Consider the following 25015-nt stretch of genomic DNA (forward strand, 5'->3'; position numbering starts at 1 on the left):
TGAAAACGTTTTTACAGCTCTCGCTGCTATCGTTCGCCAGCTAATTGCATGGTCACTTTGCCACGGAATCAGGTGGTCAACATCCCCGGAATATCAAACCGGCACTCTATATTCCTTCACATCAGGGTATATTTTAAAAAACCGGGCAATAGCCAAACTATCAAAAATGAGTTTCGATTGTCCGCTAAAACTTCCCGGGATCGTTTTATCCCAGGTTTTGGCCGATGGGTCGGTCAGGTTTGTTTTTGTGCTCTGCTGACCACAACCAACCAGGGACGCACTTAGCAAAAGAGATAAAAAAATGTATTTGAAATACCCAGGTTGCATAGCCGTTAATCCTCGATGATAACCTTTAAAGCTTTTTCTTCAGCAGCATTACCGAAAGTGTCATAGGCCGCTATCATTTGATTTAGTTTGAAACGATGGGTTATCAATTTTTTCGGCTGTATTTTCTTTGATTGCACAGTCTTTAGCAACATAGGTGTTGTAACCGTATCTACTAAACGGGTAGTGATGGTGATATTCCTGTCCCAAAGTTTTTCCAGGTGAAGGCTGACGCTTTTTCCGTGAACACCTATATTGGCAATGTGCCCTCCCGGCGCGATGATCTCCTCGCAAAGTTCAAAAGTCGCCGGTACACCAACCGCTTCAATGGCGGTATCAACACCTTTCGAGCCAGTTAATTCCATAACCTTTTCGATAGCATTTACCTTGGCGCTATTGATTGTATGCGTGGCACCAAAAGTTCTGGCAACTTCCAGACGATTATCATCTTGGTCGATTACGATGATCTCGGCCGGGGTATAAAATTGAGCGGTCAAAAGCGCCGCCATGCCAACCGGACCGGCGCCGACAATGGCAATTGTATCACCGGGCTTCACCTGGCCGTTCAATACACCGCACTCAAAACCGGTGGGTAAAATATCACTCAGCATCACTAAGGCTTCTTCGTCTGCACCCGCCGGGATCAGGTATAAACTGTTATCGGCGTAGGGTATTCTGACGTATTCGGCCTGGCATCCATCAATCATATAACCCAATATCCACCCGCCATCCGCGCAATGGGAGTACATGCTTTTTTTGCAATATTCACATTTTCCGCAGGACGTTACACACGAGATAATCACATGGTCGCCTATTTTAAAATTACCCACGGAATTCCCAACCTCTTCTATAATCCCGACCCCCTCATGGCCTAAGACCCGGCCCGCTTCCACTTCAGGCATATCACCCTTCATAATATGCAGATCTGTTCCACATATCGTTGTTTTGAGGATTTTTACGATAGCATCCGTTGGTTTAATTATACTGGGTTTTGATTTTTCTTCCCAGGCTTTGTTACCGGGGCCGTGATACACTAATGCTTTCATCAGATATTATTTAAGTAGCTGGAATAAGCTGTATCAAATGTACACGCACTCTCTTCCTTAAAAATGTCGCGCATCATCGCTAAAAATGTTTTATGTCATGAATCCATTATTTGATCAAGGCCTTATTTATTTTTCTGTAAACCACCTTTGGATAGCTCAGCGCTTACGCGGTAAGTAATAACGATAATGAATATCCAATCAAAGCCATCAATTGGTTGTCCGCGTTTTCTGAAGCGCTTCTTCGCTACCTAAGTGCCAGAAACTATTAAATGGTGAAACAGGGTTCCATCAGAAACTTTTTAAAAACGTTCAGGTTTATTGTACTCTATCTCATTTACGTTAAATTTAGCGTAACAGAGATCGCCTTCTTTTAATCTCCAGATTACTTCAAAGGAAGTTGGCACCATTACATCATTCATCTCCCGATAGTTTGCCATTTTTATGATCCAGGTTTCTAAATGGCTACTATCCATATAACGCTTCGTTTCCATTTCAACGATTTCTCCGGCATCGTTAAACGTAACCCTGTAAGACAAGGTTAAATCATTGTAACTGAAAGTTAATCTAGCGGTGTGGGCATCAATAGCGGACCATTGTAGGTTTCTGCCGGGCAGTAAGTTAGTCGGATATAAGACACTTTCCCCAAGCCACCGTAGCAATTCGCCCTGATCGTATGCCTTGCCTTTACCACCAGCGATCTTAATCAGCCCGAAGAGTTCGACAACCAATCGGCCTTTATCCAAAATATATATATCACGGGCCGTAAACATTGTCGTAGTGCCTTTCCAAATAAAACCAGGCTTTTGTGTAGTAGCGTATTGTTCGCCTTGAATGTTTACCCAATCTTTATCCGCTCCTGTCTTAAATTGGCCATCGTGTTTTATTCTGGCGTAAGATATATACGACTGGCCTTGCTTCAGCGCATACTTAAAATAACGTTGTACAGGTTCGGGCATTCCGGATAGCTGCGCATAATCAAATAGTTGTTCAGCAATGGTCTTTGAATTAGCAAAAAGCGATATAACTTCGTCGCCATATTGCCTGGACAGATAAACTTTTCGTGCTAAATAAAACAGGACTAGGACGGCGAATATAGAGAGTGATATAACCATAATCCTTTGGGTTTTACGAGTGTTTGAGCCGGTATAGGTTTCTGATCTGTGGCAATAATGCCATATAAATAATAGCCATGGCCCAAACCATATATAAAGCGTGCGACCAGTGTACCGCCTGCATAAAAAACATTTCTGCTTGAATCCAAACGATCAGTATAGAGGCCATATAGATGGTATAGCCCCATTGCCAGCGCATATCACTAAACATATTGAACTTTTCTGCAAATGCGCTTTCCGTTTTTCTTAATAAGGCGATGACAAGCAGGCCGGGAGCAAGACCAAGCAGGAGGAACAGGATGAGGCCGGGAAGCAAAAAATCAAGGAACGGCGAATTTTTCAAGAGGTACAGCGGCATTCCGAATAACTTGCCTGATGGCGAAATGATCAGTACCGCCCCGCCAAATATTGCCCCTGCCCCAAGTGCAGCTAATAAGAACATTAGTGTATTCCTCGCTGTTTTTGTGCTCATAATTTGGAAACTTTTATTAGCGCGTACAGTTACTGAAACCTTCAGCACCGTTGGCTGCTAACTCTTCCATTTCCAATTCAATATCTCCGGCATGTCCTTACCGTTTGCTTTAATATATTGCTTATGCTCGATCAGCTTATCCTGCAAAAGTTGTTTCAGATAAACTCCTTTGCTACCGGTTTGAGGTAAGCGGTCTATTACATCCATTACCAAATGAAACCTGTCAAGTTGGTTAAGCACCGTCATATCAAACGAAGTGGTAATTGTTCCCTCCTCGTTATACCCCCTCACGTGCATATTTACATTGTTGGCACGATTGTAAGTAAGGCGATGAACTAAATAAGGATAACCATGAAAAGCGAAAATTACAGGCTTATTGGTCGTAAATAGTTCATTATAGTCATTGTCTGAAAGGCCGTGTGTATGTTCTGAACTATTTTGAAGTTTAAAAAGGTCTACAACATTGATCACCCTGATATTTAGTTCCGGTAAATGTTCATGAAGAATGGAAATGGCTGCAAGCGTCTCCAGAGTCGGGACGTCGCCACAACATCCCATGACCACATCCGGTTCACAATTTTGGTCGTTACTCGCAAAATTCCAGATACTAATGCCCCTTGTGCAATGCTCCACCGCTTCGGTCATATTCAGCCACTGAGGCGCGGCGTGTTTGGCTGCGATAATGACGTTAACATAATGGTAGCTGCGCAGGCAATGATCCATCACCGAAAGCAGGCAATTAGCATCCGGCGGTAAATAAACCCGCACGATCCCGGCTTTCTTGTTAACCACATGGTCAATAAATCCGGGATCCTGGTGGGTAAATCCATTGTGGTCCTGCCGCCAAACGGTAGAGGTTAGCAGGATGTTTAAAGATGCGATCTTTCTGCGCCACGGTATTTCCAATGTGGTTTTCAGCCACTTGGCATGTTGGTTAAACATGGAATCTACAATATGGATAAATGCTTCATAACAGTTAAACAGGCCATGCCTGCCGGTTAACAAGTAACCCTCAAGCCAGCCTTCGCATTGGTGTTCACTCAGCATTTCTATAACACTTCCTGACGGGGCTAGGAATTCATCATGTGGGTCAATAGCTGCATCCCATTGACGGTTGGTTGTTTCAAATACCACATCAAGGCGATTAGACACCGTTTCATCCGGGCCGAAGATCCGGAAGTTTCTTTTTGCCTGGTTGGCTTTTATTACATCCCGCAGAAACCTGCCGCAAACATATGTATCACCTTCGCCATTTACGCCAGGATTAGCAACCGTTGCCGCATAATCTCTAAAATCGGGCATGAGCAGGTCACGCAGCAATTGTCCGCCATTTGTATGTGGGTTGGCGCCCATGCGCCGGTTCCCTTTGGGCGCAAGTTCAGCTAGTTCGTGCCTTAGTTTTCCAGATGCGTCAAAAAGTTCTTCTGGCCGGTAACTTTTCATCCAGCTTTCTAAAAGTTGCAAATGCTCTGGTGGCGCTGATGCTGAAACAGCAAGCGGGATTTGGTGCGAACGGAAATTCCCTTCAATTTTGTAGCCGCCTACTTCTTTTGGCCCCGTCCAGCCTTTGGGGGACCTTAATATGATCATTGGCCAGCGCGGGCGTTCGCCATTTGGATGTTCCGCCTCATATCTTATCTGCTTTATCCGGTCAACGGCATAGTCAAGCGCTTTAGCCATATCCTTATGCATAGTTTCCGGGTCGTCGCCCTCTACAAATATGGGGTTCCACCCATAACCGCTAAATAATTGGTACAATTCCTTATGCGGTATCCGTGCCAATACAGTGGGGTTGGATATTTTATAGCCATTGAGGTGTAAAATGGGTAAAACGGTTCCGTCATTAAGCGGGTTCAGAAATTTATTAGAATGCCAGGCGGTGGCCAAGGGGCCTGTTTCGGCTTCGCCATCGCCAACAACACAGGCTACGATCAGGTCGGGATTATCCATCACGGCACCGAAGGAATGGCTTAAGGAATAGCCCAGCTCGCCGCCTTCATGAATGGAACCTGGAACCTGCGGCGAGGCGTGACTGGAAATTCCACCCGGGTACGAGAATTGGGTAAATAGTTCTTTAAGCCCGGCCTCATCGTGTGAAATGTGAGGATAAACCTCAGTATAAGTTCCTTCCAAATATGTGCCTGCAACTACAGCTGGCCCCCCATGCCCTGGCCCGGATACATAAAGCATATTCAGATCATACTTGTTGATAATCCTGTTCAAGTGCGTATATATAAAATTTTGCCCCGGTGTGGTGCCCCAATGCCCCAAAAGCATGTTTTTAATATGCTCTAGTTTTAAAGGTTTTTTCAACAATGGATTATCCCGCAGATAAAGCTGCCCTACTGAAAGATAATTAGCAGCCCGCCAATAAGCATCAATTTTTTGAAGCAATTCCGGTGCTATGGCTTCGGTTTCTATATTTATTAACACGGTTTCCATAAGTTAGTGTTTGATACTATGATTTAAAACATGATGCACTGCTTTTGCAATCATCAACTCTTCGTTAGTCTTTAAACATCGAACCGATACACGGCTGGTATTTAAAGAAATTGTTTCCTGGCCTTTGTTATTGGCTCTTTGGTTAAGTTCAATACCCAGGAAGTTGAGATCCCGGCAAATATGCTCTCGTATAACAGGTGAATTAGCGCCTATGCCCCCTGTAAAAACCAGCAGGTCCAATCCTCCCAGTGCCGCTGCCAAAGCGCCAATTTGCTTTTTGGCGTGGTAGCAAAATATCTGTATGGCCAAAGCAGCCTTTGGCTTGATAGTTTCTTTTGCTAAGAGTTCCTGCATATCGCTTATTCCGGCAATAGCTTTCATCCCGGATTGTTTACTAAGCAGATCGTCTAGTTCGGTGATGGTTAAATGGTATTGTTTCAACAGGAAGATGATCACGCCTGGATCAAGGTCTCCCGAACGGGTGCCCATCACCAAGCCGCCAGTGGGACTAAGACCCATAGTGGTATCCAGGCATTTTCCGTTTTCCACAGCGGCCATGCTGGCACCATTCCCTAGGTGTGCGATGATGATCTTCTTGTTTAAGGTCGTTTGATCTTCAGCCACCAGCTTTTGCAGAATATAAGCGTAAGACAATCCATGGAAGCCATATTTGATCAGCCCTTTATGTTGGTAGGTTTTAGGTAATGGATAGTGTTTGACAACTAGAGGTAGAGGTTTGTGAAATGCAGTATCAAAACAAGCCACTTGCGGAATGCGGGGAAACGCATTTTGAAAAGCTTTGATCGTTTTTAGTTCGCCGGGCAGATGGTTGGGCGCCAAATAAATAAATTCATCAAGCCGCTTTAAAAGCTTAGTTGTGATTATTTCCGGGTCGCGGTGATCCGGCCCACCCTGTACCAACCGATGGCCGATAGCGGTAACAGAAAAGGGCTGGCTTTCGAGCCATTGAATAAAAGCCTCAACTGCCCCTTCCATATTATCAAAATTGACCTTTTTATGCGAAGTTTCCTGCCCTTGATTATCTTCTAAAATAAAAAAAGAGGTTCTGTCACCAATGCCGTTAATCGTCCCTGATATTTTCAACTCAGCGTCATTAAAATGGTGCATGCTGAATTTAAGACTCGAAGAGCCGCAATTGATCACTAAAATATATTTGTCTGATCGGACTTTCATCAAAAACAAACCTACTCAAGTTGCATTCATTATTAAATGACCTCCGCCCCGATTGGAAGTGATGGCCGTCATTATTTCTTTTGACAGTAACAAAAACCGTTTTTCATCGCTTATAACACCGAAAATCATTAAATTAGCTGCAATTGCTCAGGTATAGGCCTTTGATTAGCTGACAATTATTTCGGCGATCATTTAAATTAACTCCCCCACTATTTATGGAAAATACCGCGCTATTAATTGCCATTATACAAAATGCGATAGATGGTATCATTACCATTGATGAAAGTGGAACAGTAGAACTAATCAATCCTGCAGCATGTGCCTTGTTTGATTACGAGCCGGATGAGGTGATAGGAGAAAATATCAGTATGTTGATGCCAGATCCTGATAAGAGCCAGCATGATAGTTTTATTTTGCGCTACCAGACTACGGGCAGGGCAAATATTATGGGCGTTGGTCGAGAAGTATTGGGGCTCAAGAAGGATGGCACAATTTTTCCATTTCGGTTGGGATTAAGTGAAGTTCAATTTTCTGGGCGCCGGATTTTCACCGGGTTTATTCACGACCTGAGTAAGGAAAAGGAAGCCGAGGGCAAGCTGAAAGATTACGCGGCACATTTGGAAGAACAGGTAGAGGAACGTACACATTCCCTTAAAAAGACCGTGCAGGCTTTGGAACTAGCTCAAGAGGAAATGAATGTCCTGCTGGATAAAGAAAAAGAATTAAGTTTATTGAAAAGTCGCTTTGTTTCCATGGCATCCCACGAGTTCCGGACCCCGCTGACTTCGGTTAAATTATCCGCTTCGCTTATTGAAAAATACGCTGAACCGCTTAAAAGTGAGCATATTACAAAGCACGTCGGAAAAATTAAAAAGGCCGTCGCTAACCTTACTACCATCTTAAACGACTTTCTTTCTCTCGAAAAGCTAGAAGCCGGTAAAGAAGAGGTGACCTATACCGATTTTGACCTTGTTAAATTTGCTGAGGAGATCACAGAGGAAATGCAGGTAATGGCAAAAAAAAACCAGAATATCATCTACCTTCATCAAGGCACACAAAGCATGGTCCGGCTAGACCAGAATCTACTGAAGAATTGTATCAACAATCTCATCACCAATGCCATAAAGTATTCTGGCGAAAACACTTTTATCGATTTTAATACGGAGATTAACGATGACCGTTGCCTCATCACTGTAAAAGATAATGGCATAGGCATTCCAGAAGCCGATCAGAAACACCTTTTTGAAGCATTTTTCCGGGCACATAATACGGGCACAATACCCGGTACTGGTTTGGGGCTAAACATTGTAACTCGTTACGCTGGTTTGATGAATGGGACGGTGGATTTTAAAAGTGAAGTAAACCAAGGAACACTATTTACAATTTCATTTCCGAATCATGAGTAAAACATTGCTTATTATTGAAGATAATGACGATATCCGTGAAAATGTCATCGAAGTTCTGGAACTTGCGGGTTTCAAAGTTTATGAAGCTTCCAATGGCAAAGCGGGGGTTGAACTTGCAGCAAAGCATAAACCTGCATTAATACTTTGCGATATTATGATGCCTGAACTGGACGGTTATGGGGTATTATACATCTTGAATAAAAATCCCGAAACAGTAAATATTCCTTTTATCTTTTTAACTGCCCGGGCGGAACGGCTTGATCTGCGCAAAGGCATGGATATGGGCGCGGACGACTATCTAACAAAGCCGTTTGATGATATGGAATTGCTAAATGCGATTGATACACGTCTTAAAAAGCAAGAGATAGATAAAAGCTTATAGCAAGTAACTTGATCGGCTCTACCACTTAATCAGCAAGGAAGATGGTCAAGCCGCGCTAACCGGTATGGCAACCGAGTCGTGAACCGGACATTATCCGATTTTAAGGACAAACGCTTAATTGACAAAAAAGGGCGTGTAATAACCATTATTGAAATTAGACCGTCTCGCCAAAATGAAAAACTGACGAGTGTCATTTTTATCTGCAACGCCGCGCACGCATTTTTCGTTTCCCAAGCTTAAATTTGTAGATAAATACAATACTTATGAAAGCGGTTGCTTATAGTGTTCAGGCATTTGAGAAAGAATACTTTGCCAAAGCCAATAAAAAAAAGCATAAAATCACACTCATTGCTAACCCGCTGGGTGTGGATACGATTCATTATGCGGAAGGCAAAGAAGCCATCATCCTGCCCAACGGACTCGAAATTTCCAAAGACATTACACATAAATTATACGCAGTAGGTATTAAATATATAATAACCAGAGGTGCCAGTAATAGCATTGATGAGTTGCAGGGAATTGCAGAACAAATGATCAAAGACCTTGACCGTACAAATAAGGATAATTGGCTTTTGCAGGTTTCTTGATCCACCTAAAAAATTAATTAAAAAGTAAACGACATGAAACTATTGTAAATGTACGGCCACTACGCGCTGAAAGGAATTATTCGATTTGTTAAAAAAAGAATTTCCGGATTATATTGATGACAAGTAAGATTCCAGCCCGGTAATGAATTTGCCACGTTTATGACGTTGTCAATGTATTGTTCCCGGAAGTGATCAAACGGGTTGCCTTAACGGTTACATTTCCGAAGGGGGATTAACCGTTTCTGAATACCGGAGACATTGTTACATCGCGTAAACCGTAGCTTCACTTGCGGGGTTTGACGCCCTTTATTGGAAACGCCTTAATGACCTACATCAAATTATTTAATGCGCGGTGTCATGTTTTTGCCGGTGTATCCTAAGCATATTTGTTCCACATTGGTCAATAAGTATTTATGAAATTCCTGAAATTCAATTTTAGCCATCCGTTTAAGGGCAAGGCCAGTTTGGTTCATTTAAATAAGGTTTTGTCCATCAACGAAGTGATATTGATTGATAATGACGGTTTACTGGAGATACCTATCGGCACTTGCCAGTCAGGAAAATGGAAGCTGATCTTAGAGTGGCAACATAATGACAACTCTTTCTACTTCCAGCAGGATTTTGAAGTTCAAAAGCGTCTAAGTTAAATAACTGTTATTCTGCTTAGAAAAAGAAATTGCTGCTTAATAGTTGTACATTTGATATGCTGATTTCTCCTGTCAAAATCAATATTGCTTCCCTTTAATCTTATTTAGCCCATCTCAATGCATACTATTAACCCCCATCACATCATTGCTATCGGCGCTTCTGCCGGAGGGATGGAAGAAATTAATTGCTTTTTTGATCATACCCCCTTAGACGGTGTATCTTATGTGATCATCCAGCACTTGTCTTCTGATTTTAAAAGCCGGATGGTAGAGCTATTGGGCAAACATAGTAAACTGGTGGTTTCGGAAGCGGAGGATGGGGTAGCGATAGAAAGCAACCAGGTATATTTGATCCCCAATGATAAGTTTATGACCATCAAAGGTGGTCGTTTGCGCCTGAGCGATAAGGAAAACATCAAAGGTCCGCATCTTACCATAAATGTTTTCTTTAACTCACTGGCCGAAGATTACGGAGATAAAGCCATAGGTATAATTCTCTCGGGTTTGGGGTCTGACGGGACCGAAGGGGTGAAAAATATAAAAAAAGCCGGCGGGATGGTCATTGTACGCAACCCTGATACAACCGATTTCAGCAGTATGCCCGCTCATGCAATAGCGACCGGTGTAGTAGATTTTATATTGGAGCCGGCGGTAATGCCGGATGCCATTGAAGATTATGTAAAAGAGGGTTTCGATCTGCTTACAGAACACCCTCAGGATGAAAAATTCATCACAGCAATCATTGATTTGATAAAAGAGAGCTCACCTCTTGATTTTTCGGATTATAAACTGCCTACCATACTTAGAAGAACCAAACGCAGAGCAATCCAGGGGAATTTTTTATCACTGGGGAAATATCTCGACTTCCTGAAATCTAACACTGATGAGGTTGAGGCGCTGGCTAAGGACTTTCTGATCAGTGTAACTTCCTTTTTTAGGGATAAAGAGGCCTTTACCTTCATTGAAAAGAAAATATTACCTACAGTTCTTGATAAAGTTGCGCCTGGTGAAGAATTGAAAATTTGGGTTGCCGGTTGCGCAACGGGTGAGGAAGCCTATTCGATGGCTATTTTAGTCGCGGAACAGCTTAACGGAAAATATAAGGATATAGTTGTCAAAATATTTGCGACTGATATTGATAATGTGGCCATGGAATTTGCCGTAAAGGGCATTTACAACAAGGATATTGCAAAAAATGTATCTGAAGAACGGCTGGAAAAATATTTTATTAAAGAAGGCGATTGCTATCGGGTAAGACCTAAAATACGCAACATGGTAATTTTCGCCCAGCATGATCTGGTGAAAAACCCTCCATACTGCAATATGAATTTAATTAGTTGCCGAAACTTGCTGATCTATATGACCCCGATTCTGCAAAAGAAAATATTTTCTATGATGCTATTTGGGTTAAAAATGGATGGGTACTTATTTTTAGGATCGAGTGAAAACCCGATGCCCATCATCAAGAATCTGGAGGTGGCGAATAAAAAATGGAAGATATACAAGAACTTGAAAACACGTCGGGAAGTTAGCTTTGATGCTTTTACGCTTCCGGAATTACTGGATATTAAGCGGACACCTGTAATACAGCGTGAGGAAAATACCTTAAACACAAGCAATTCAGTATCAGAGGCGATGAATTTTCAACTTGCCCATGAACGGGATTATCTGTCGGTATGCATTGATGAAAACAACTTAGTCGTTAAGTCATATGGTAGCACAAAATATCTCTTGCAGCAGCATTTCAATTTAAATCTTTCTGAACTATTACCCAAGCCGCTCATGGTCGCTTTTAGCACACTGAAGCGAAAAGTTGCTAAAATGGACCAGCCCGCTACTTTAAGCGGTATAAAGATCAAATACGAAGGTTTGGTTGTAAAGGTTACCTTATCGATAAGTCGCCTCAAAATTAATAAGAATGAGCAAAAATTATTGTTAGTGACGATCTGCGAGGACGTTCAGCAGGATGATACAACAAAAGTCGAAACTGGTTATGATGAAAAAATATACCTTGATCAGTATACGCTTAACCTGGAGGAGGAGCTGAAGGAGCTACAGGTGAAACTGCATTCTGCCTATGAAAGGTTGGATGCATCGAATGAGAACATGCAGTCGTTCAATGAGGAACTGATTTCGGCTAACGAAGAAATGCAAAGCACGAACGAGGAGATGCAGTCGGTAAACGAAGAATTGCATACCATCAATGCGGACTATCAGTTAAAGAATAAAGAATTACTAGAGATCAATGACGACCTAAATAACTATTTCCGGAGCAACGTCAACGGGCAATTGTTCATTAACAACGAACTATTACTAATGAAATTTTCGCCAGGCACGGTCAAACAGATCAACCTGCTGGAAACAGACATCGGCCGGCCGCTGAGTAATATCTCGACTAATATCAAATTTGAGACCATCATTGATGATATCAAACAAGTATTAGCCGAAGGCACGATCATCACCAAAGAAATTGAAACTAATAATGGCAAATGGTACCAGATCATGACTATGCCTTATGTGCAATTGATCGATCAGAAAAAGAATGGCGCGATAGTGACCTTTAACGATATCACAGAATTAAAAACCGCTCAGTCAGCGTTGGACCGGAAAAATGAAAGCCTGGTACGAATTAATGCAGACTTGGATAACTTTGTTCACACCGCATCTCATGACCTGCTGGCGCCGTTAGCCAATATCGAAACCAGTATTGGGGTGATGAACCTAATCAAAATTACAGATCCGGGTTTATCTAAATTTATTACAATTATTAATTCATCTGTTAAAAAATTCCGAACGCTGATTAATGACATTTCTGTCATCGCCAGGATTGAAGGGGATATGCACAGCCTGGAAATGGTAAATCTGGAAGAGATCATTGCCAATGTGGAATGGAGCCTTGAAAGCAGGATCAAACAAACAGGCGCTATTATTACCAAAAGTTTGGACGTTAAACAAGTTTTATTCTCTAAAAAGAACCTGCGAAGTATCCTTTTTAACTTGGTAGCTAACGCAATCAAGTTTACAAATGGAAGCAGCCCTTTGATTCATATTGCGACAATAAAGAACGCCAATAATATTATTATTTCTGTTAATGACAATGGAATTGGGATAGCTGAAAATCAAGTAGACATCATCTTCAGCATGTACGGAAGGGTAAATAAAGAGATGGAAGGACAGGGCATAGGATTATATCTGGCTAAAAAAATTATAGATGCGGCCAATGGCGATATGACTGTTGAAAGTAAAATAGGCCAAGGCAGCACTTTCAGCATTTTTTTACCTCTTCCGGTTACAATTACTAAGTAACTACCGCCCCTCTATAAACCGCAGCATGAGGTATGTATTAAGCCTTTACTTTTAACATACTGGCATTGATGGCAACTACCACCGTGCTCACCGTCATCAAAACCGCACCCGCTGCAGGACTTAGTAACACACCCTGGTTATATAACACCCCTGCTGCTAGTGGCAAGGCTACTACGTTATAACCGGTTGCCCAGATCAGGTTCTGTATCATTTTGCGGTAAGTGGCTTTGCCGAATAAAATCAGGCTAACGATATCTTTTGGATTACTGTTCACTAAAACAATCCCTGCCGTTTCGGCGGCTATATCGCTTCCCGAACCTACAGCTATACCAATATCTGCCTGGGCCAGCGCCGGGGCATCGTTAACGCCGTCCCCGGTCATCGCTACAAACTCGCCTTTACTTTGAAGTTCTTTGATCTTCTCTAACTTTTCATGTGGCAGCACTTCGGCAATAAAGGTATCCATGCCTAACGTTTTACTTACGCTGGCTGCTACCTTTGTATTATCACCAGTGAGCAGTATGGATTTGATGTTTTCAGCCTTTAGGGTTTTAATGGCATCTGCTGATTCCGGTCGTATTTCATCCGATAAGGCAATATACCCCACCAATTTTTGGTCGATCAATACAAATACCACGGTTTCCGTGTCATTAGCGGTAAAACCATCCGGCAGCGTTAATTTATTTTCTGTTAGATAACCGGGACTAACCACCAATAGCTTTTTGCCTTCTACTATCGCTTCAACGCCTTGACCTGTAATCGCTTTGAAATTTCCGGCTTCCGGGATCGGTAGTTTCAACTCTTTTACTTTTTTCAGGATGCCCGTTGCAATAGGGTGTTCTGATTTTTGCTCTAAGGCTGAAGCCAGTCGGATCAATTCATTTTCCTTAATGTCCTTATCTAATGATACAACTTTCGATACTTCAAATTTACCTACAGTCAGGGTGCCCGTTTTATCAAATACAATGGTGGTAATCTTTCTTGCATTTTCAAATGCGGTCCTATTCTTGATGAGTAAGCCATGTTTAGCTGACAGGGCGGTTGATTTGGCAACTACCAGCGGCACAGCCAATCCCAAGGCATGAGGGCAGCAAATAACAATCACCGTTACCATTCTTTCCATGGCAAAAGCCAAAGTCTGGCCGGTTAAATACCAGTATAAAAACGTACAGATGCCCGCAACCAGAGCAATCACGGTTAACCATTTGGCCGCTGTATCTGCCAATAACTGTGTTTGAGATTTGGATTTCTGAGCATTGTCGACCAACTTAACTACCTGGGACAGATACGAATCTTTGGCCGCATGGGAAACTGTTACTTTGAATGAACCGTTACCGTTGATGGAACCGGCAATAACCTTATCGCCATTCACTTTTAATACCGGCTTTGATTCGCCTGTAAGCATAGCGTCATTCGCATAACTCTCTCCTTCGAGTATGATACCGTCAGCCGCGACTTTTTCTCCCGGTTTAACCAGTATAATATCATTCGCTTTAAGGGTATCCGTTTTTACATCATGCACCATATCGGGCATAACCAAATGCGCTTCGGCCGGCATCAATCGTACCAATAAATCCAGTTCCTTTGATGCACCCATCACAGACTTCATTTCTATCCAATGCCCTAAAAGCATGATCAGGATAAGCGTAGCCAGCTCCCAAAAGAAATCCATCCCTTTCAGCCCGAATACAATAGCCACACTATAACTATAAGCTACGGTAATGGCGAAGCCAATGAGAAACATCATACCGGGATTCTTTGTCTTTACTTCATATAGCAATCCGGTTAAAAAAGGCCAGCCGCCATAAATAAAGACCCCTGAGGACAAGGCAAACAAAATGTACGAAGAGCCCGCAAAAGCCCAGTTAACACCCATGAAATGTTGTATCATGGGCGACAGGAGCATAATTGGAAGGGTAAGTATTAACACTACATAAAAACGCTTTTTAAAATCTGCGATCATCATAGCGTGGTGATCATGTTCCGACATACCTTTGTGTACATCATTACCATGATGCATTTTACTGTGATCCATACCCTCGTGCATTTTGCTCGTATCCATAGGTCTTAATTTATTGACAATTGAAGTTATACTTTCTGCGCCGCTTTTTCTTTTGCTTTCATTAACCAATAGCAATGTGCTGCACAAGCATGCAGTTTATAATTTTTATGTGCTGTCCCCAAATTATGCCCCTGCGGGTCTAAAATGGCGCAGTTCTCCTTATCAATATCCTTTGTGTTCAAAACATTCTCGCCATTAATATTATAGTATGCCCCGTTCTTTTTAGCCTTACCTAATTTTCTACCGTCTGAACCGATAACATTTCCGTCCTTGTCGATAAAATACAACTCCTTGGCTTTGTTATCTCTTACCATATTATTTTTGTCAATATAGCCAAGCTTCGTTCCCGCATGGTTATATATCCCACCCTTTGCATTAATAAAAATTTTACTGGTCGGATCTTTGGCATTTTGTGCAAAAGCGGTCATTGCAACACTGGTTGTGAGCGTTATTACCATAACTAATAGGAGATGCAATTTTTTCATGATCGTTTTTTTAGTGGAAGTAAGTGTTAATTATCATAAAAATCCTTTATTCAGCGTGATATTTAGCTGACCACAAACAGGTTCACAAGTGACGCTTGTCATTCTGAGCTACATACCACTAGATATCAATACGATAATCCAAAATACAATCGACGGACAAACGAAAGTTTAGTTGATAATAAAGATGGTACTATATTATGGAGCCTTGTGTGATCGTTCCAATGTGCTGGAGTGGCAATTATGGTTGCTATAATTGCTAATTTTATACTATTAAGGCGGGTGTAATTGCTTTAATTGAATATGATGCAAGCTTGCGAAAGATGATCTAAAGCTTTTTATAGCTATTCACCGTGGGTTTTTAAATGTCTGTAATAACGTTTAAGTGTTATGCGAAAAACATCATATACCAATGTATAAACAAGTATAATAACCGGGACTAAAAAAGCATAAAAGTTATAAAGCCGAAATAAATATGAACCGACAAGAGCGCCAAATAAAAAGAAAGAAATGATAGCTGAGTGAAGCTTTATTCGGATTGATATGGCCGGACGATCCTCGGGCTTTCTTTGGATATACTGTGCCAATTCAATACCTAGATCAGTAAACGTGCCGGTAAGGTGGGTTGTTCGCACAACCGAGCCCGACACCATAGATACGAGCGAGTTTTGCAAGCCCATTGCAAACAGCAGGCTGCCTGCAAAAATTTCTTTAGCTATCGGACTATTATCATACTTATGGCCCAACAGCGCCACCCCAAGCAGTACTATAATTTCAATAACTATGGGTATCACATAGGAGTATTGCCGATTTTTTCCGACGCGGGAGAGAATGAGACTGGATATAAATGCACCCGCCAAAAAAAGAAGCATCCAAAGGGCAATAACACGTACCGTTTGCCATTGCTGCATGACAATACCTTCGGAAAATAAAGCCGCATGGCCGGTTACATTTGTAGTCAAAACACCAAAAGCTAAAAATCCTGCAGCATTTATAAAGCCGGCAGTTATACCGAGCAATGAGGCTAATTTTACATTATGCAGGTAGGTTCTTTTGGTGCCAAGGTGTCTTAACATAATCCGGTATTAAGTTAGTAATGCGCATAAGTAATATGCGACATTATTACAGCGTTTACTACTGACAAATCGCGCTATCTGCTGATGGCTTCGCAGGGCTCAGATAGGGGATATTTAAATTTAAACCGCGAAGAATAAACCAGCAGCCCAAACATACCATTACATAGGGTATTGCTTTATTTATCCGCCTGCGAAAACTATAACCCATAAAACCCGATCCTATAGTAGCCAGGAGCATTAAGGGCAAAGTACCCGCTCCAAACCAAAACATATACTGTGCTGCTGTAAATGATGATGGCGTATTGAGCGCGCCTACCATGGCCAGGTACACAAAGCCACAGGGTAGCAAGCCATTAAGCATACCAATAAATAAATGCCCGGTCCGTTGCTTTAAAGCGTAATGTAATAGTTTATTAAACAACACTACGGGTTTTGAAAAAAATCGGATAGGCTGTAAATAAACTTTAAAGATGCGGGATAGGCCTGCCATGATAATAAGCACACCACTTAATATACTAACGCCTTGTTGCAAACCATAAATCCATAATTGCTTACCTATAATACCAATTAGTAACCCTAATAAACTGTAAGTAATTATGCGCCCAAAGTTGTAGAGCAGTTTCTCAAAAACAATTAACCACCTGTTGTTTTGATAAGATGGAATGGCCAAAGCCAAGGGCCCGCACATGCCCACACAGTGGACACTGCCAAACAAGCCAATAAAAAATGCTACCTCGTTATCGTTCATTTGTCAAGGTATACTTCTTTTTGATACAGGTAAGCTTTGTTATTGCTAATCCATTCAAATGTTAACTGCCATTTTCCTTTGGGCATATTTGCCGTTAATATTTGAACAGGTTGGCCATTTTTATTGTTAATAGCAATAATTTTATCTGCTATATTGCTTGAAGGCCTGGTTAATTTTACTTGGCCTATGATAGTCTGCTGAAAAGTAATCTCTATACAGCAGCTATCCGCTTCAATTTTAGGTTCGGCTTTATCTTTAATAACCTGTTTGGCTCGGTTATAATCCTGGTCATAATTTAACCCCTTTTCATAATATTTTTCATCGTATTCATCAGCCGGTACCGAAAACATATACACACACATTGATATAATAAACAGCATGAATATGATCATCCCGCCTATAATTCCTTTTCCCCAGTTCATGATTTTTAATTTATCGGTCCTACAAAATTTGTACTTACGGTTTGTACCAGTTGCCTATCACTTATTAGCTGTAATCGTATAGTCGTTTTAGGCTGTAATATTTTTGAAGTTGGCATCATTATAAAAAACATGGTTTTTACTCCGCTGCCTTTATTAATAATTCCCGGAGCCTGAATGTATTTTATTTTTATAGACGGATCTTCGGCCTTAATGGTTATAACCTTGTTGTGGTTTGATTTATTAATAACTTCAGCATTATAAATATTACTAATATATCCGCCGGGCTGTTCCTGATAAAGCATTCCCGCGCTGCGCATCACGGTCATATCCATATCGCTGCGGCTAAAAATAAAATAACATAATACGCTCATCATAATTATAATTACCGCACTATAGCCCTTCATCCTGCCATTAAAGGATAGTTTTTCATTATTGCGAATACCATTCTCAGAGAAAAAACCTATTAACCTTCTTGGCTTATGTATCTTATCCATCACCTCATCGCATACATCAATACAAGCGGTGCAGTTTATACATTCCATTTGGGTGCCTTTACGGATATCAATACCCGTAGGGCATACAGATACGCATAAACCACAATCAATACAATCACCTTTTAAATTGAGCAAGTCATTGTCGTTCCGCGAAAGTTTGCCGCGTGGCTCGCCGCGCACATCATTATAGGCTACAACCAACGTTTGCTTATCCAGCATAACTTCCTGCAGGCGGCCATAGGGGCAAATTACGGTACAAACCAACTCGCGCACCAGTGTATAAACCAGGTAAAATGCAATGGTAAATACGATGATACTAGCAAAGCCAACTAAATGCAGGCTAATAGGCTCTGTAATTATTTTAATTAAATTTTCGCTTCCTGTAATGTAAGCCAGGAACGTGTTTGCTATCAAAAAAGATATACCAAAAAACAGAACATGTTTAATTGATTTTTTCAACCTTTTTTCATTGGTCCATGGCCCGGCGTCCAGTTTTTTGCGCTTATTAGCATCACCCTCTATCCATTCTTCCACTTTACGGAAGACCATTTCCATAAAAATAGTTTGCGGGCATATCCAACCGCAAAAAATACGACCAAAGGCTATGGTAAATAACACCACACAAACTATAAATACCAATGTTGCCAGCACGAACAAAAAAATATCCTGAGGCCAGAAGACCTGACCTAATATTACAAACTGGCGTTCAATTACATTTAACAGCAATAAAGGTTGGCCACCTATGCGTATAAACGGACCTGTAAAAAAGAAGATCAAATAAGCATAACTAATCCAGCTGCGCCATTTATATAATACCCCTTTACGTATAAGCGGATATACCCACTTGCGTTCATTCGTTTCCTTCCCCTCCAGCAACCTTAGCATATTACTTTAATTTGAAGCTAATTTTTCTTCTTCCTTTTCACCTTGCGGTTCTTTACCATTAGGGGGATTAGTGCCGTGTAAGGTTTTTACATAATTAGATACATCTGATAACTGTTTAGGCGACAACTGTTTTTCCCATGTTGGCATTCCTTTAGCTGCAATACCATATTTAATGGTTTTAAACACAGCCTTAATACTGCCGCCGTGCAGCCAATAATCATCTGTCAGGTTGGGCCCTACTACACCTTGCCCTTTATCGCCATGGCATGCGGCACAATTTTGCTTAAATATCCCCTCGCCCGCTTTAATAGTACCTGGTTCGGTAAGTAGCTTAACTGTATTCTCGTCAATCAGGTTAGCCGCTTTACTTAAGTATTGCTTTTTAACAACTTCTGCCTGGGCTACTTCGGTTTTATATTCATCATACTGTAGTTGGCCAATGCCAAATACGTGGTATATTAATAAATAACCAACTGCAAAAATTATAGTACTGTAAAACAATACCATGAACCACGCCGGCGTTGGGTTATCCAGCTCTTTTATACCATCATACTCATGCTCTATTAGCATGTCCTTTTCTTCAGCTAGCGGCCGTAGGGAGAGCACCTTGTTCCAAAACTCTTTTTTAGGCTGTGTGGGTTTCTTTGCCGCTTTAACTGGCGCCATCTCGGCTATTATCTCTGCATCAGTATAGCCATCTGATTTTAATATGATCCTGGTTAATATTTTAAAGGTGCGCAGCAATACCAACAATACAACCAGTAGCAGTAATAAGGCCCATACAATAACTCCTAAACCAATATAATTTTTTGTATCAGCGGATGTCAGGCTATCATCGGCAGCATAGGCGGGTGTTAGCACAAAAATTAACGCCAATGAAATTAGGTTGATCAAATACTTCATGGTAGTAAGTTGTTAGCTGCATCATGGTCTCCGTCATGTAGTGGCAAATCGCTCATGTGGTCAATATATTGTTTACGCAACAGCATTAACATAATGGTAACCACAATAAAAAATATTAAAAATATGCCCAGTGATGATATCAGGTAAACCTGGTTTCCTGATATGTCTTCTGTAAATTGTTTAAACATGATAGTATTTAATTAATTAGCGGTTTTGTTTGCTTTAATATCAATACCCATACGTTGCAGGTAGGCAATAATGGCTATGATTTCTTTATCGCTTTTTACCTTAATATGGTTGGTTGCTAAATCATCTGCTATACCCTGGGCTTGTTTGTTCAATTCCTTGTTAGCAATTTTTTCATAGCCGGCAGCATACGGAACTCCTAAAGTGCGCATGGCATTGATCTTAGCTATGGTGGTTGTAGTATCCAATGTTTGGTTAAGCAACCAGCCATACTCGGGCATAATACTGCCGGGCGACATCAACCGGGGATCCATCAAGTGGTTATAATGCCAGGCATTACCATATTTACCACCCTCGCGTGCTAAATCAGGCCCGGTTCTTTTTGATCCCCAAAGAAAAGGGTGGTCATACACAAACTCTCCGGCTTTACTGTATTCGCCATAGCGTTCCGTTTCTGAACGGAACGGCCTTACCGTTTGCGAATGACAATTAACACAACCCTCGCGTATATAAAGGTCACGGCCCTGTAACTCCAATGGCGAATAGGGTTTTACACTTGCTATGGTTGGTATGTTTGATGATATAGTTAGGGTAGGCATCAGTTCAATTACAGAACCTACTAATATTACTACTAACGCCAATACCATAAACTGTATGGGTCTGCGCTCGAGCCTACGGTGCCATGCGCCCTCTTTTGCTATAGTATGTGCAGGTTCAAGCGGCATTGCTTGTGCTGCTTCATTAGCAACCAGGCTGCCTTGTTTTGCGGTACGCAGCAGGTTATAGGCCATGACAATAACACCTGATAGATATAATGCACCGCCAATTGAGCGCATTACGTGCATCGGGATAATGCGCAAAGTAGTTTCTAAAAAGTTGGGGTATTTTAACATCCCTTCGGCAGTAAACTCCTTTAACATTAAGCCTTGAGTAAAGCCCGCCCAATACATAGGTACGGCATAAAACAATATGCCTAGTGTACCCACCCAAAAATGGAATGAAGCCATTTTTTTAGAGTACAGCTCCGTTTTATAAATGCGGGGTATTAACCAGTATAAAATGGCAAATGTTAAAAATCCATTCCAGCCTAAAGCGCCAACGTGTACGTGTGCTACTATCCAGTCACTAAAATGGGCTATGCCGTTTATTTGTTTTAATGATAAAAGAGGACCTTCAAAAGTCGCCATGCCGTAGGCCGTTAAGCCCACCACCATAAATTTCAGGATAACATCTTCACGGACCTTATCCCATGCACCGCGTAGGGTTAATAAACCGTTGATCATACCACCCCAGCTTGGTGCTATTAGCATTATAGAAAATGCAACACCTAATGATTGTGCCCAACCGGGTAAAGGTGTATATAGCAAATGGTGCGGCCCCGCCCATATATAAATAAATATGAGCGACCAAAAGTGTAGTATACTTAGCTTGTAAGAATAGATTGGGCGATTAGCCATTTTAGGTAGAAAGTAATACATCATACCCAAATACGGGGTAGTCAGGAAAAAGGCTACCGCATTGTGTCCGTACCACCATTGTACCAACGCATCCTGCACACCGGCATAAACCATGTAGCTTTTAAATAAAGAAACTGGCAACTCAAATGAGTTAACAATATGCAGCACGGCTATTGTAACAAACGTGGCTATATAAAACCAAATAGCTACATATAAGTGCCTTTCGCGGCGTTTAAATATGGTGCCAAACATGTTGATACCAAAAACTACCCATATAATGGTAATCGCAATATCAATAGGCCATTCAAGTTCGGCATATTCATGGGAAGTGGTTAATCCTAAAGGAAGGGTTATTACTGCGGAGACGATTATCAACTGCCATCCCCAAAAATGGATCTTGCTTAACGCATCACTAAACATCCGCGCTTTAAGCAACCGCTGCAGCGAATAATATACGCCCATAAATATTGCGTTGCCAACAAAGGCAAATATTACCGCGTTGGTATGTAGCGGGCGTATTCTGCCAAAAGTGGTATATTGGTTGCCCATGTTCATACCAGGCTTAAATAATTGTATGGCCGCAATCAGGCCAACAGTCATTCCAATAATACCCCAGACCACAGTGGCTATACCAAAGTTTCGGACGGTCTTGTTATCATAGTAAAATTTTTCGGGTTGCATATGATGATTTTATTGCTGTAAAACTATTGGTATTGAACGCGTGACAAGGTGATGACAATTAGTCTATTATGTGATATTGGTCACTTTTTGAAGGACTTTTATCCTCCTCGTCATCAAGTAATATGCGTATAGAAGGCGTATATAAGTCATCATTCTGACCATCCGACTGCGCCCAAAAAAATGCGCCCAAAAAAACCAGAGCAAGTAGAACGCTACAGCCAAAAAGGAAGTAAATAATGCTCATATCAATTTCCTTTTTTTTGCTGCAAAGCGTGTAGCCAGGCTTGTAAATGAAACAATAGTGGCCGTACTTAATGGCATCAAAATAGCCGCAGTTAACGGCGATAAATTACCCGTTATAGCATAGCTTAAACCTACCAGGTTATAGGTAAGTGATATAAAAAACGACAGATGAATTATAACCACAGTATCTTTTGAAAATTTTAAAAAAGATGGGAGCTTATCAAATGACTGTCCGTCGAGTATAGCGTCGCTTCCGGGAGAAAAATTATTTACGTTGTCGGTTATGGCAATACCCAGGTCGCTTTGTTTGAGTGCACCCGAATCATTTAATCCGTCGCCTATCATCATTACTTTAGCGCCACGTTGTTGTAGTGATTGTATAAAATCCAGCTTACTTTGTGGCGATTGATCAAACCGCATATTTCTTTCTGAAAAGAATTGTTTCAGATCAGCTTTCTCATAATCCTGATCGCCTGATAATAAAAACTGATCATAGTTGCTTGCTAACGCTGATATACTTTTTAATCCCTCACGGTATTGATGCGAAAAAGAAAAAAAGCCCAGGTATTTATCATCTATGGCTATATGCACCTTGGTATTGGACGGAGCCTGTTCAACACAATCTAAAACAAATTTTGAACTGCCTACACGCACTAAATACTCCTTGATAAATGCATGTATTCCTTTACCCCCAACTTCGTTATAGCCACTTACGGCAAGTGGCTCCATATTGCCCAGATATTGGCATATCATGCGGCTAAGGGGGTGTGTAGAGTTAGTGCAAACGCTATAAACTAATTGCTTTTGTTCATCAGATAGTTTGGCTTCCAGCTTGATATTGTGACTAGTGCCGGTGGTGATTGTGCCTGTTTTATCCATCACTATGGTATCTATATCTGCCAATTGCTCTACAACTGCTACATTTTTTAAATAAAAACGGTTACGGTCAAAAATGCTTAATGCCGCGGCCATGGTAAAGGGGGTGCTTAGTGCAAGTGCGCATGGGCAGGCCACAATCAATACCGCGGTAAATGCGGCTAACCCTCGTTTTATATCGGTTGGTAACCAAAAAATCAATGATGCAAAAGCGATTGATAGTAATATAATGGTGAAGTATCTGCTAACCTTTTCATTAAAAGTTTGCATACGCTTATCATTTTTGCGGGTGAAAACCTCATTGTTCCATAATTGAGTAAGGTAGCTTTGCGATACAGGCTTAATGACTTCCAATTCAATGGCCTCACCGGTTTGTCGTCCCCCTGCATAAATTATTTCACCCAATGTTTTATTTACCGGCACAGCTTCGCCCGTTACAAAACTAAAGTCAACCAGGGCGTGTCCTTTTAACAAAATAGCATCAGCAGGAATGATCTCATTATTACGTATCACTATACGATGACCAATGTTTAATTGTGCGAGCGGAATTGGCTTTTCTACCGTATTTTGGATTATATGTACAGCTACCGGAAAAAAAGATCGGTAGTCGCGTTCAAATGACAAATGGTGATAGGTTTTCTTCTGAACAAACTTACCGATTAATAAAAAGAATACTAAACCACAAAGGGTATCAGCAAAACCTGCACCTGTATGGGTAAGTATTTCGGCAAGGGTACGTATAAATAATACTGCTATGCCCAAAGCCAGCGGGAAATCGATATTTAAAACTCCATTGCGAAGGTTTTGCCAAGCCGAAACAAAGTATCCCCTGCCACTATAAAGTACTATGGGGATAGCAAACGATATGTTGGCCCAACCAAAGAAATTTTTAAATGACCCTTCAAAAACTGTCAGGCCAAAATACTCCGGGAAACTAAGCAGCATTACGTTGCCAAAGCAAAACCCGGCAACTGCAATTTTAGATACAAGGTTATCTTTATCTACGGCGTTCTGCTTTTTAACAACGTCTTGCAGGTTTATTAATGGCTCGTACCCAATATCAAATAAAAGCTCAACTAGTTGCTGCAAGCTAATTTTCTCATGATCAAAACGTATGTTCAATTGCTTCTTTAAAAAATCAACCCGGCAATAATGTACGGCCGAATTAATTTTGTTCAACTTCTCCAACAGCCACAAGCACGAACTGCAATGTATATGCGGAATGTAAAAAGTTACTATGGTAACGTATTTATCCTTATAGTCTATTAATTCGTCAACTATGGCAGGCTCGCCCAGGTAGTCAAAACGTTTATCGGGGCATAACCTTGTTGCGCCGGGATGCTCATTATAGCTATAATAATTGCAGAGGTTGCCCGCCGATAGTAGCTTATAAACACTTTTACAACCGTGGCAGCAGAAGTGCTTATCATCTATAGTATAAGCGACTGTCTCACAATCATCGCCGCAATGGTAACAAATAGTTTTTTCAAGTGTAAGCCCTCTGATCATACCCAATTATGTTTCGCCCAAAACTGCAGTGATATAAGAGAATAAAGAATGACCAAAAAGTTACCAAAATGTG

At 41.3% G+C, this 25015-nt stretch carries 21 protein-coding genes and 1 pseudogene; 6 read left to right on the plus strand and 16 right to left on the minus strand.

What is annotated here, in order from left to right:
- Positions 1-259: hypothetical protein (locus ACFSYC_RS17330; protein WP_377130107.1), on the plus strand; the 259-nt coding region annotated here is incomplete at its 5' end.
- Between the two features lie 73 nt (positions 260-332).
- Here ACFSYC_RS17330 and ACFSYC_RS17335 read toward each other — a convergent pair.
- From ACFSYC_RS17335 to ACFSYC_RS17355, 5 genes are all read right to left on the minus strand, one after another.
- Complete coding sequence (locus tag ACFSYC_RS17335; RefSeq protein WP_377130108.1) at positions 333-1370, minus strand: zinc-dependent alcohol dehydrogenase family protein; 1038 nt, start codon at positions 1368-1370, stop codon at positions 333-335.
- A 299-nt stretch (positions 1371-1669) separates the two neighbouring features.
- Positions 1670-2482, minus strand: coding sequence for a DUF6544 family protein (locus ACFSYC_RS17340; protein WP_377130109.1), 813 nt, complete (start codon positions 2480-2482; stop codon positions 1670-1672).
- Between the two features lie 13 nt (positions 2483-2495).
- Positions 2496-2954: a hypothetical protein gene (locus ACFSYC_RS17345; protein ID WP_377130110.1), complete on the minus strand. Its 459-nt coding sequence runs from the start codon at positions 2952-2954 to the stop codon at positions 2496-2498.
- A gap of 57 nt (positions 2955-3011) precedes the next feature.
- Positions 3012-5396 (minus strand): phosphoketolase family protein, encoded by a 2385-nt coding sequence (locus ACFSYC_RS17350; RefSeq protein WP_377130111.1) that lies wholly within the window; start codon positions 5394-5396, stop codon positions 3012-3014.
- A gap of 3 nt (positions 5397-5399) precedes the next feature.
- Positions 5400-6590, minus strand: a complete 1191-nt coding sequence (locus ACFSYC_RS17355) for an acetate/propionate family kinase (protein WP_377130112.1) — start codon at positions 6588-6590, stop codon at positions 5400-5402.
- Between the two features lie 215 nt (positions 6591-6805).
- Between ACFSYC_RS17355 and ACFSYC_RS17360 the strand changes: the two genes are divergently transcribed.
- The 5 genes and pseudogenes from ACFSYC_RS17360 to ACFSYC_RS17380 all read left to right on the plus strand — a co-directional run bounded on the left by ACFSYC_RS17360 (position 6806) and on the right by ACFSYC_RS17380 (position 12918).
- Positions 6806-7996 carry a PAS domain-containing sensor histidine kinase gene (locus ACFSYC_RS17360; protein ID WP_377130113.1) on the plus strand — a complete coding sequence of 397 codons (1191 nt, stop codon included), beginning with the start codon at positions 6806-6808 and terminating at the stop codon, positions 7994-7996.
- Positions 7989-8360 (plus strand): annotated as a pseudogene (locus ACFSYC_RS17365) (response regulator); the annotation flags it as partial. The gene ACFSYC_RS17360 and the pseudogene ACFSYC_RS17365, both read left to right, overlap by 8 nt.
- A gap of 281 nt (positions 8361-8641) precedes the next feature.
- Positions 8642-8965 (plus strand): hypothetical protein, encoded by a 324-nt coding sequence (locus ACFSYC_RS17370; RefSeq protein ID WP_377130114.1) that lies wholly within the window; start codon positions 8642-8644, stop codon positions 8963-8965.
- 413 nt (positions 8966-9378) lie between these two features.
- The gene (locus ACFSYC_RS17375; protein WP_377130115.1) at positions 9379-9612 is read left to right on the plus strand and encodes a hypothetical protein; all 234 of its coding nucleotides are present in this window, start codon (positions 9379-9381) and stop codon (positions 9610-9612) included.
- A 117-nt stretch (positions 9613-9729) separates the two neighbouring features.
- Positions 9730-12918 carry a chemotaxis protein CheB gene (locus ACFSYC_RS17380; protein ID WP_377130116.1) on the plus strand — a complete coding sequence of 1063 codons (3189 nt, stop codon included), beginning with the start codon at positions 9730-9732 and terminating at the stop codon, positions 12916-12918.
- 37 nt (positions 12919-12955) lie between these two features.
- Here ACFSYC_RS17380 and ACFSYC_RS17385 read toward each other — a convergent pair whose 3' ends face one another.
- The 11 genes from ACFSYC_RS17385 to ACFSYC_RS17435 all read right to left on the minus strand — a co-directional run bounded on the left by ACFSYC_RS17385 (position 12956) and on the right by ACFSYC_RS17435 (position 24942).
- A complete protein-coding gene (locus ACFSYC_RS17385) occupies positions 12956-14980 on the minus strand; it encodes a copper-translocating P-type ATPase (protein ID WP_377130117.1) in 2025 nt (674 codons plus the stop codon).
- 26 nt (positions 14981-15006) lie between these two features.
- On the minus strand, positions 15007-15465 hold the full coding sequence (locus ACFSYC_RS17390; protein WP_377130118.1) for a 5-fold beta-flower protein: 459 nt from the start codon (positions 15463-15465) through the stop codon (positions 15007-15009).
- 341 nt (positions 15466-15806) lie between these two features.
- A complete protein-coding gene (locus tag ACFSYC_RS17395; protein WP_377130119.1) occupies positions 15807-16538 on the minus strand; it encodes a YoaK family protein in 732 nt (243 codons plus the stop codon).
- Positions 16539-16596: 58 nt separating this feature from the next.
- Positions 16597-17286 (minus strand): sulfite exporter TauE/SafE family protein, encoded by a 690-nt coding sequence (locus ACFSYC_RS17400; protein ID WP_377130120.1) that lies wholly within the window; start codon positions 17284-17286, stop codon positions 16597-16599.
- Positions 17283-17708, minus strand: coding sequence for a FixH family protein (locus ACFSYC_RS17405; protein ID WP_377130121.1), 426 nt, complete (start codon positions 17706-17708; stop codon positions 17283-17285). The genes ACFSYC_RS17400 and ACFSYC_RS17405 overlap by 4 nt, the downstream gene beginning before the upstream one ends.
- Before the next feature lie 5 nt (positions 17709-17713).
- Positions 17714-19087, minus strand: coding sequence for a cytochrome c oxidase accessory protein CcoG (gene ccoG / locus ACFSYC_RS17410; protein ID WP_377130122.1), 1374 nt, complete (start codon positions 19085-19087; stop codon positions 17714-17716).
- Positions 19088-19093: 6 nt separating this feature from the next.
- Positions 19094-19990 carry a cbb3-type cytochrome c oxidase N-terminal domain-containing protein gene (locus ACFSYC_RS17415; RefSeq protein WP_377130123.1) on the minus strand — a complete coding sequence of 299 codons (897 nt, stop codon included), beginning with the start codon at positions 19988-19990 and terminating at the stop codon, positions 19094-19096.
- Complete coding sequence (locus ACFSYC_RS17420) at positions 19987-20178, minus strand: hypothetical protein (RefSeq protein ID WP_377130124.1); 192 nt, start codon at positions 20176-20178, stop codon at positions 19987-19989. The genes ACFSYC_RS17415 and ACFSYC_RS17420 overlap by 4 nt, the downstream gene beginning before the upstream one ends.
- A 12-nt stretch (positions 20179-20190) precedes the next feature.
- Complete coding sequence (gene ccoN, locus ACFSYC_RS17425; RefSeq protein WP_377130125.1) at positions 20191-22314, minus strand: cytochrome-c oxidase, cbb3-type subunit I; 2124 nt, start codon at positions 22312-22314, stop codon at positions 20191-20193.
- Between the two features lie 58 nt (positions 22315-22372).
- Entirely contained in the window at positions 22373-22558 is a 186-nt protein-coding gene (ccoS, locus tag ACFSYC_RS17430; protein ID WP_377130126.1) for a cbb3-type cytochrome oxidase assembly protein CcoS, read from the minus strand.
- Positions 22555-24942, minus strand: a complete 2388-nt coding sequence (locus ACFSYC_RS17435) for a heavy metal translocating P-type ATPase (RefSeq protein WP_377130127.1) — start codon at positions 24940-24942, stop codon at positions 22555-22557. Before ACFSYC_RS17435 ends, ccoS begins: the two co-directional genes overlap by 4 nt.
- Positions 24943-25015: the final 73 nt, after the last annotated feature.

Source organism: Mucilaginibacter antarcticus (genome assembly GCF_042686155.1).
Taxonomy (GTDB): domain Bacteria; phylum Bacteroidota; class Bacteroidia; order Sphingobacteriales; family Sphingobacteriaceae; genus Mucilaginibacter; species Mucilaginibacter antarcticus.

Bases quoted from the DNA above. Each gene is read 5' to 3' on its own strand.
- ACFSYC_RS17400 (WP_377130120.1), bottom strand. From the start codon at position 17,286: ATGAACGATAACGAGGTAGCATTTTTTATTGGCTTGTTTGGCAGTGTC.
- ccoG (WP_377130122.1), bottom strand. From the start codon at position 19,087: ATGCTAAGGTTGCTGGAGGGGAAGGAAACGAATGAACGCAAGTGGGTA.
- ACFSYC_RS17370 (WP_377130114.1), top strand. From the start codon at position 8,642: ATGAAAGCGGTTGCTTATAGTGTTCAGGCATTTGAGAAAGAATACTTT.
- ACFSYC_RS17340 (WP_377130109.1), bottom strand. From the start codon at position 2,482: ATGGTTATATCACTCTCTATATTCGCCGTCCTAGTCCTGTTTTATTTA.
- ACFSYC_RS17390 (WP_377130118.1), bottom strand. From the start codon at position 15,465: ATGAAAAAATTGCATCTCCTATTAGTTATGGTAATAACGCTCACAACC.
- ACFSYC_RS17435 (WP_377130127.1), bottom strand. From the start codon at position 24,942: ATGATCAGAGGGCTTACACTTGAAAAAACTATTTGTTACCATTGCGGC.
- ACFSYC_RS17405 (WP_377130121.1), bottom strand. From the start codon at position 17,708: ATGAACTGGGGAAAAGGAATTATAGGCGGGATGATCATATTCATGCTG.
- ACFSYC_RS17415 (WP_377130123.1), bottom strand. From the start codon at position 19,990: ATGAAGTATTTGATCAACCTAATTTCATTGGCGTTAATTTTTGTGCTA.
- ccoS (WP_377130126.1), bottom strand. From the start codon at position 22,558: ATGAGCATTATTTACTTCCTTTTTGGCTGTAGCGTTCTACTTGCTCTG.
- ACFSYC_RS17375 (WP_377130115.1), top strand. From the start codon at position 9,379: ATGAAATTCCTGAAATTCAATTTTAGCCATCCGTTTAAGGGCAAGGCC.
- ACFSYC_RS17385 (WP_377130117.1), bottom strand. From the start codon at position 14,980: ATGGATACGAGCAAAATGCACGAGGGTATGGATCACAGTAAAATGCAT.
- ACFSYC_RS17350 (WP_377130111.1), bottom strand. From the start codon at position 5,396: ATGGAAACCGTGTTAATAAATATAGAAACCGAAGCCATAGCACCGGAA.
- ACFSYC_RS17345 (WP_377130110.1), bottom strand. From the start codon at position 2,954: ATGAGCACAAAAACAGCGAGGAATACACTAATGTTCTTATTAGCTGCA.
- ACFSYC_RS17360 (WP_377130113.1), top strand. From the start codon at position 6,806: ATGGAAAATACCGCGCTATTAATTGCCATTATACAAAATGCGATAGAT.
- ACFSYC_RS17420 (WP_377130124.1), bottom strand. From the start codon at position 20,178: ATGTTTAAACAATTTACAGAAGACATATCAGGAAACCAGGTTTACCTG.
- ACFSYC_RS17355 (WP_377130112.1), bottom strand. From the start codon at position 6,590: ATGAAAGTCCGATCAGACAAATATATTTTAGTGATCAATTGCGGCTCT.
- ACFSYC_RS17380 (WP_377130116.1), top strand. From the start codon at position 9,730: ATGCATACTATTAACCCCCATCACATCATTGCTATCGGCGCTTCTGCC.
- ACFSYC_RS17395 (WP_377130119.1), bottom strand. From the start codon at position 16,538: ATGTTAAGACACCTTGGCACCAAAAGAACCTACCTGCATAATGTAAAA.
- ccoN (WP_377130125.1), bottom strand. From the start codon at position 22,314: ATGCAACCCGAAAAATTTTACTATGATAACAAGACCGTCCGAAACTTT.
- ACFSYC_RS17335 (WP_377130108.1), bottom strand. From the start codon at position 1,370: ATGAAAGCATTAGTGTATCACGGCCCCGGTAACAAAGCCTGGGAAGAA.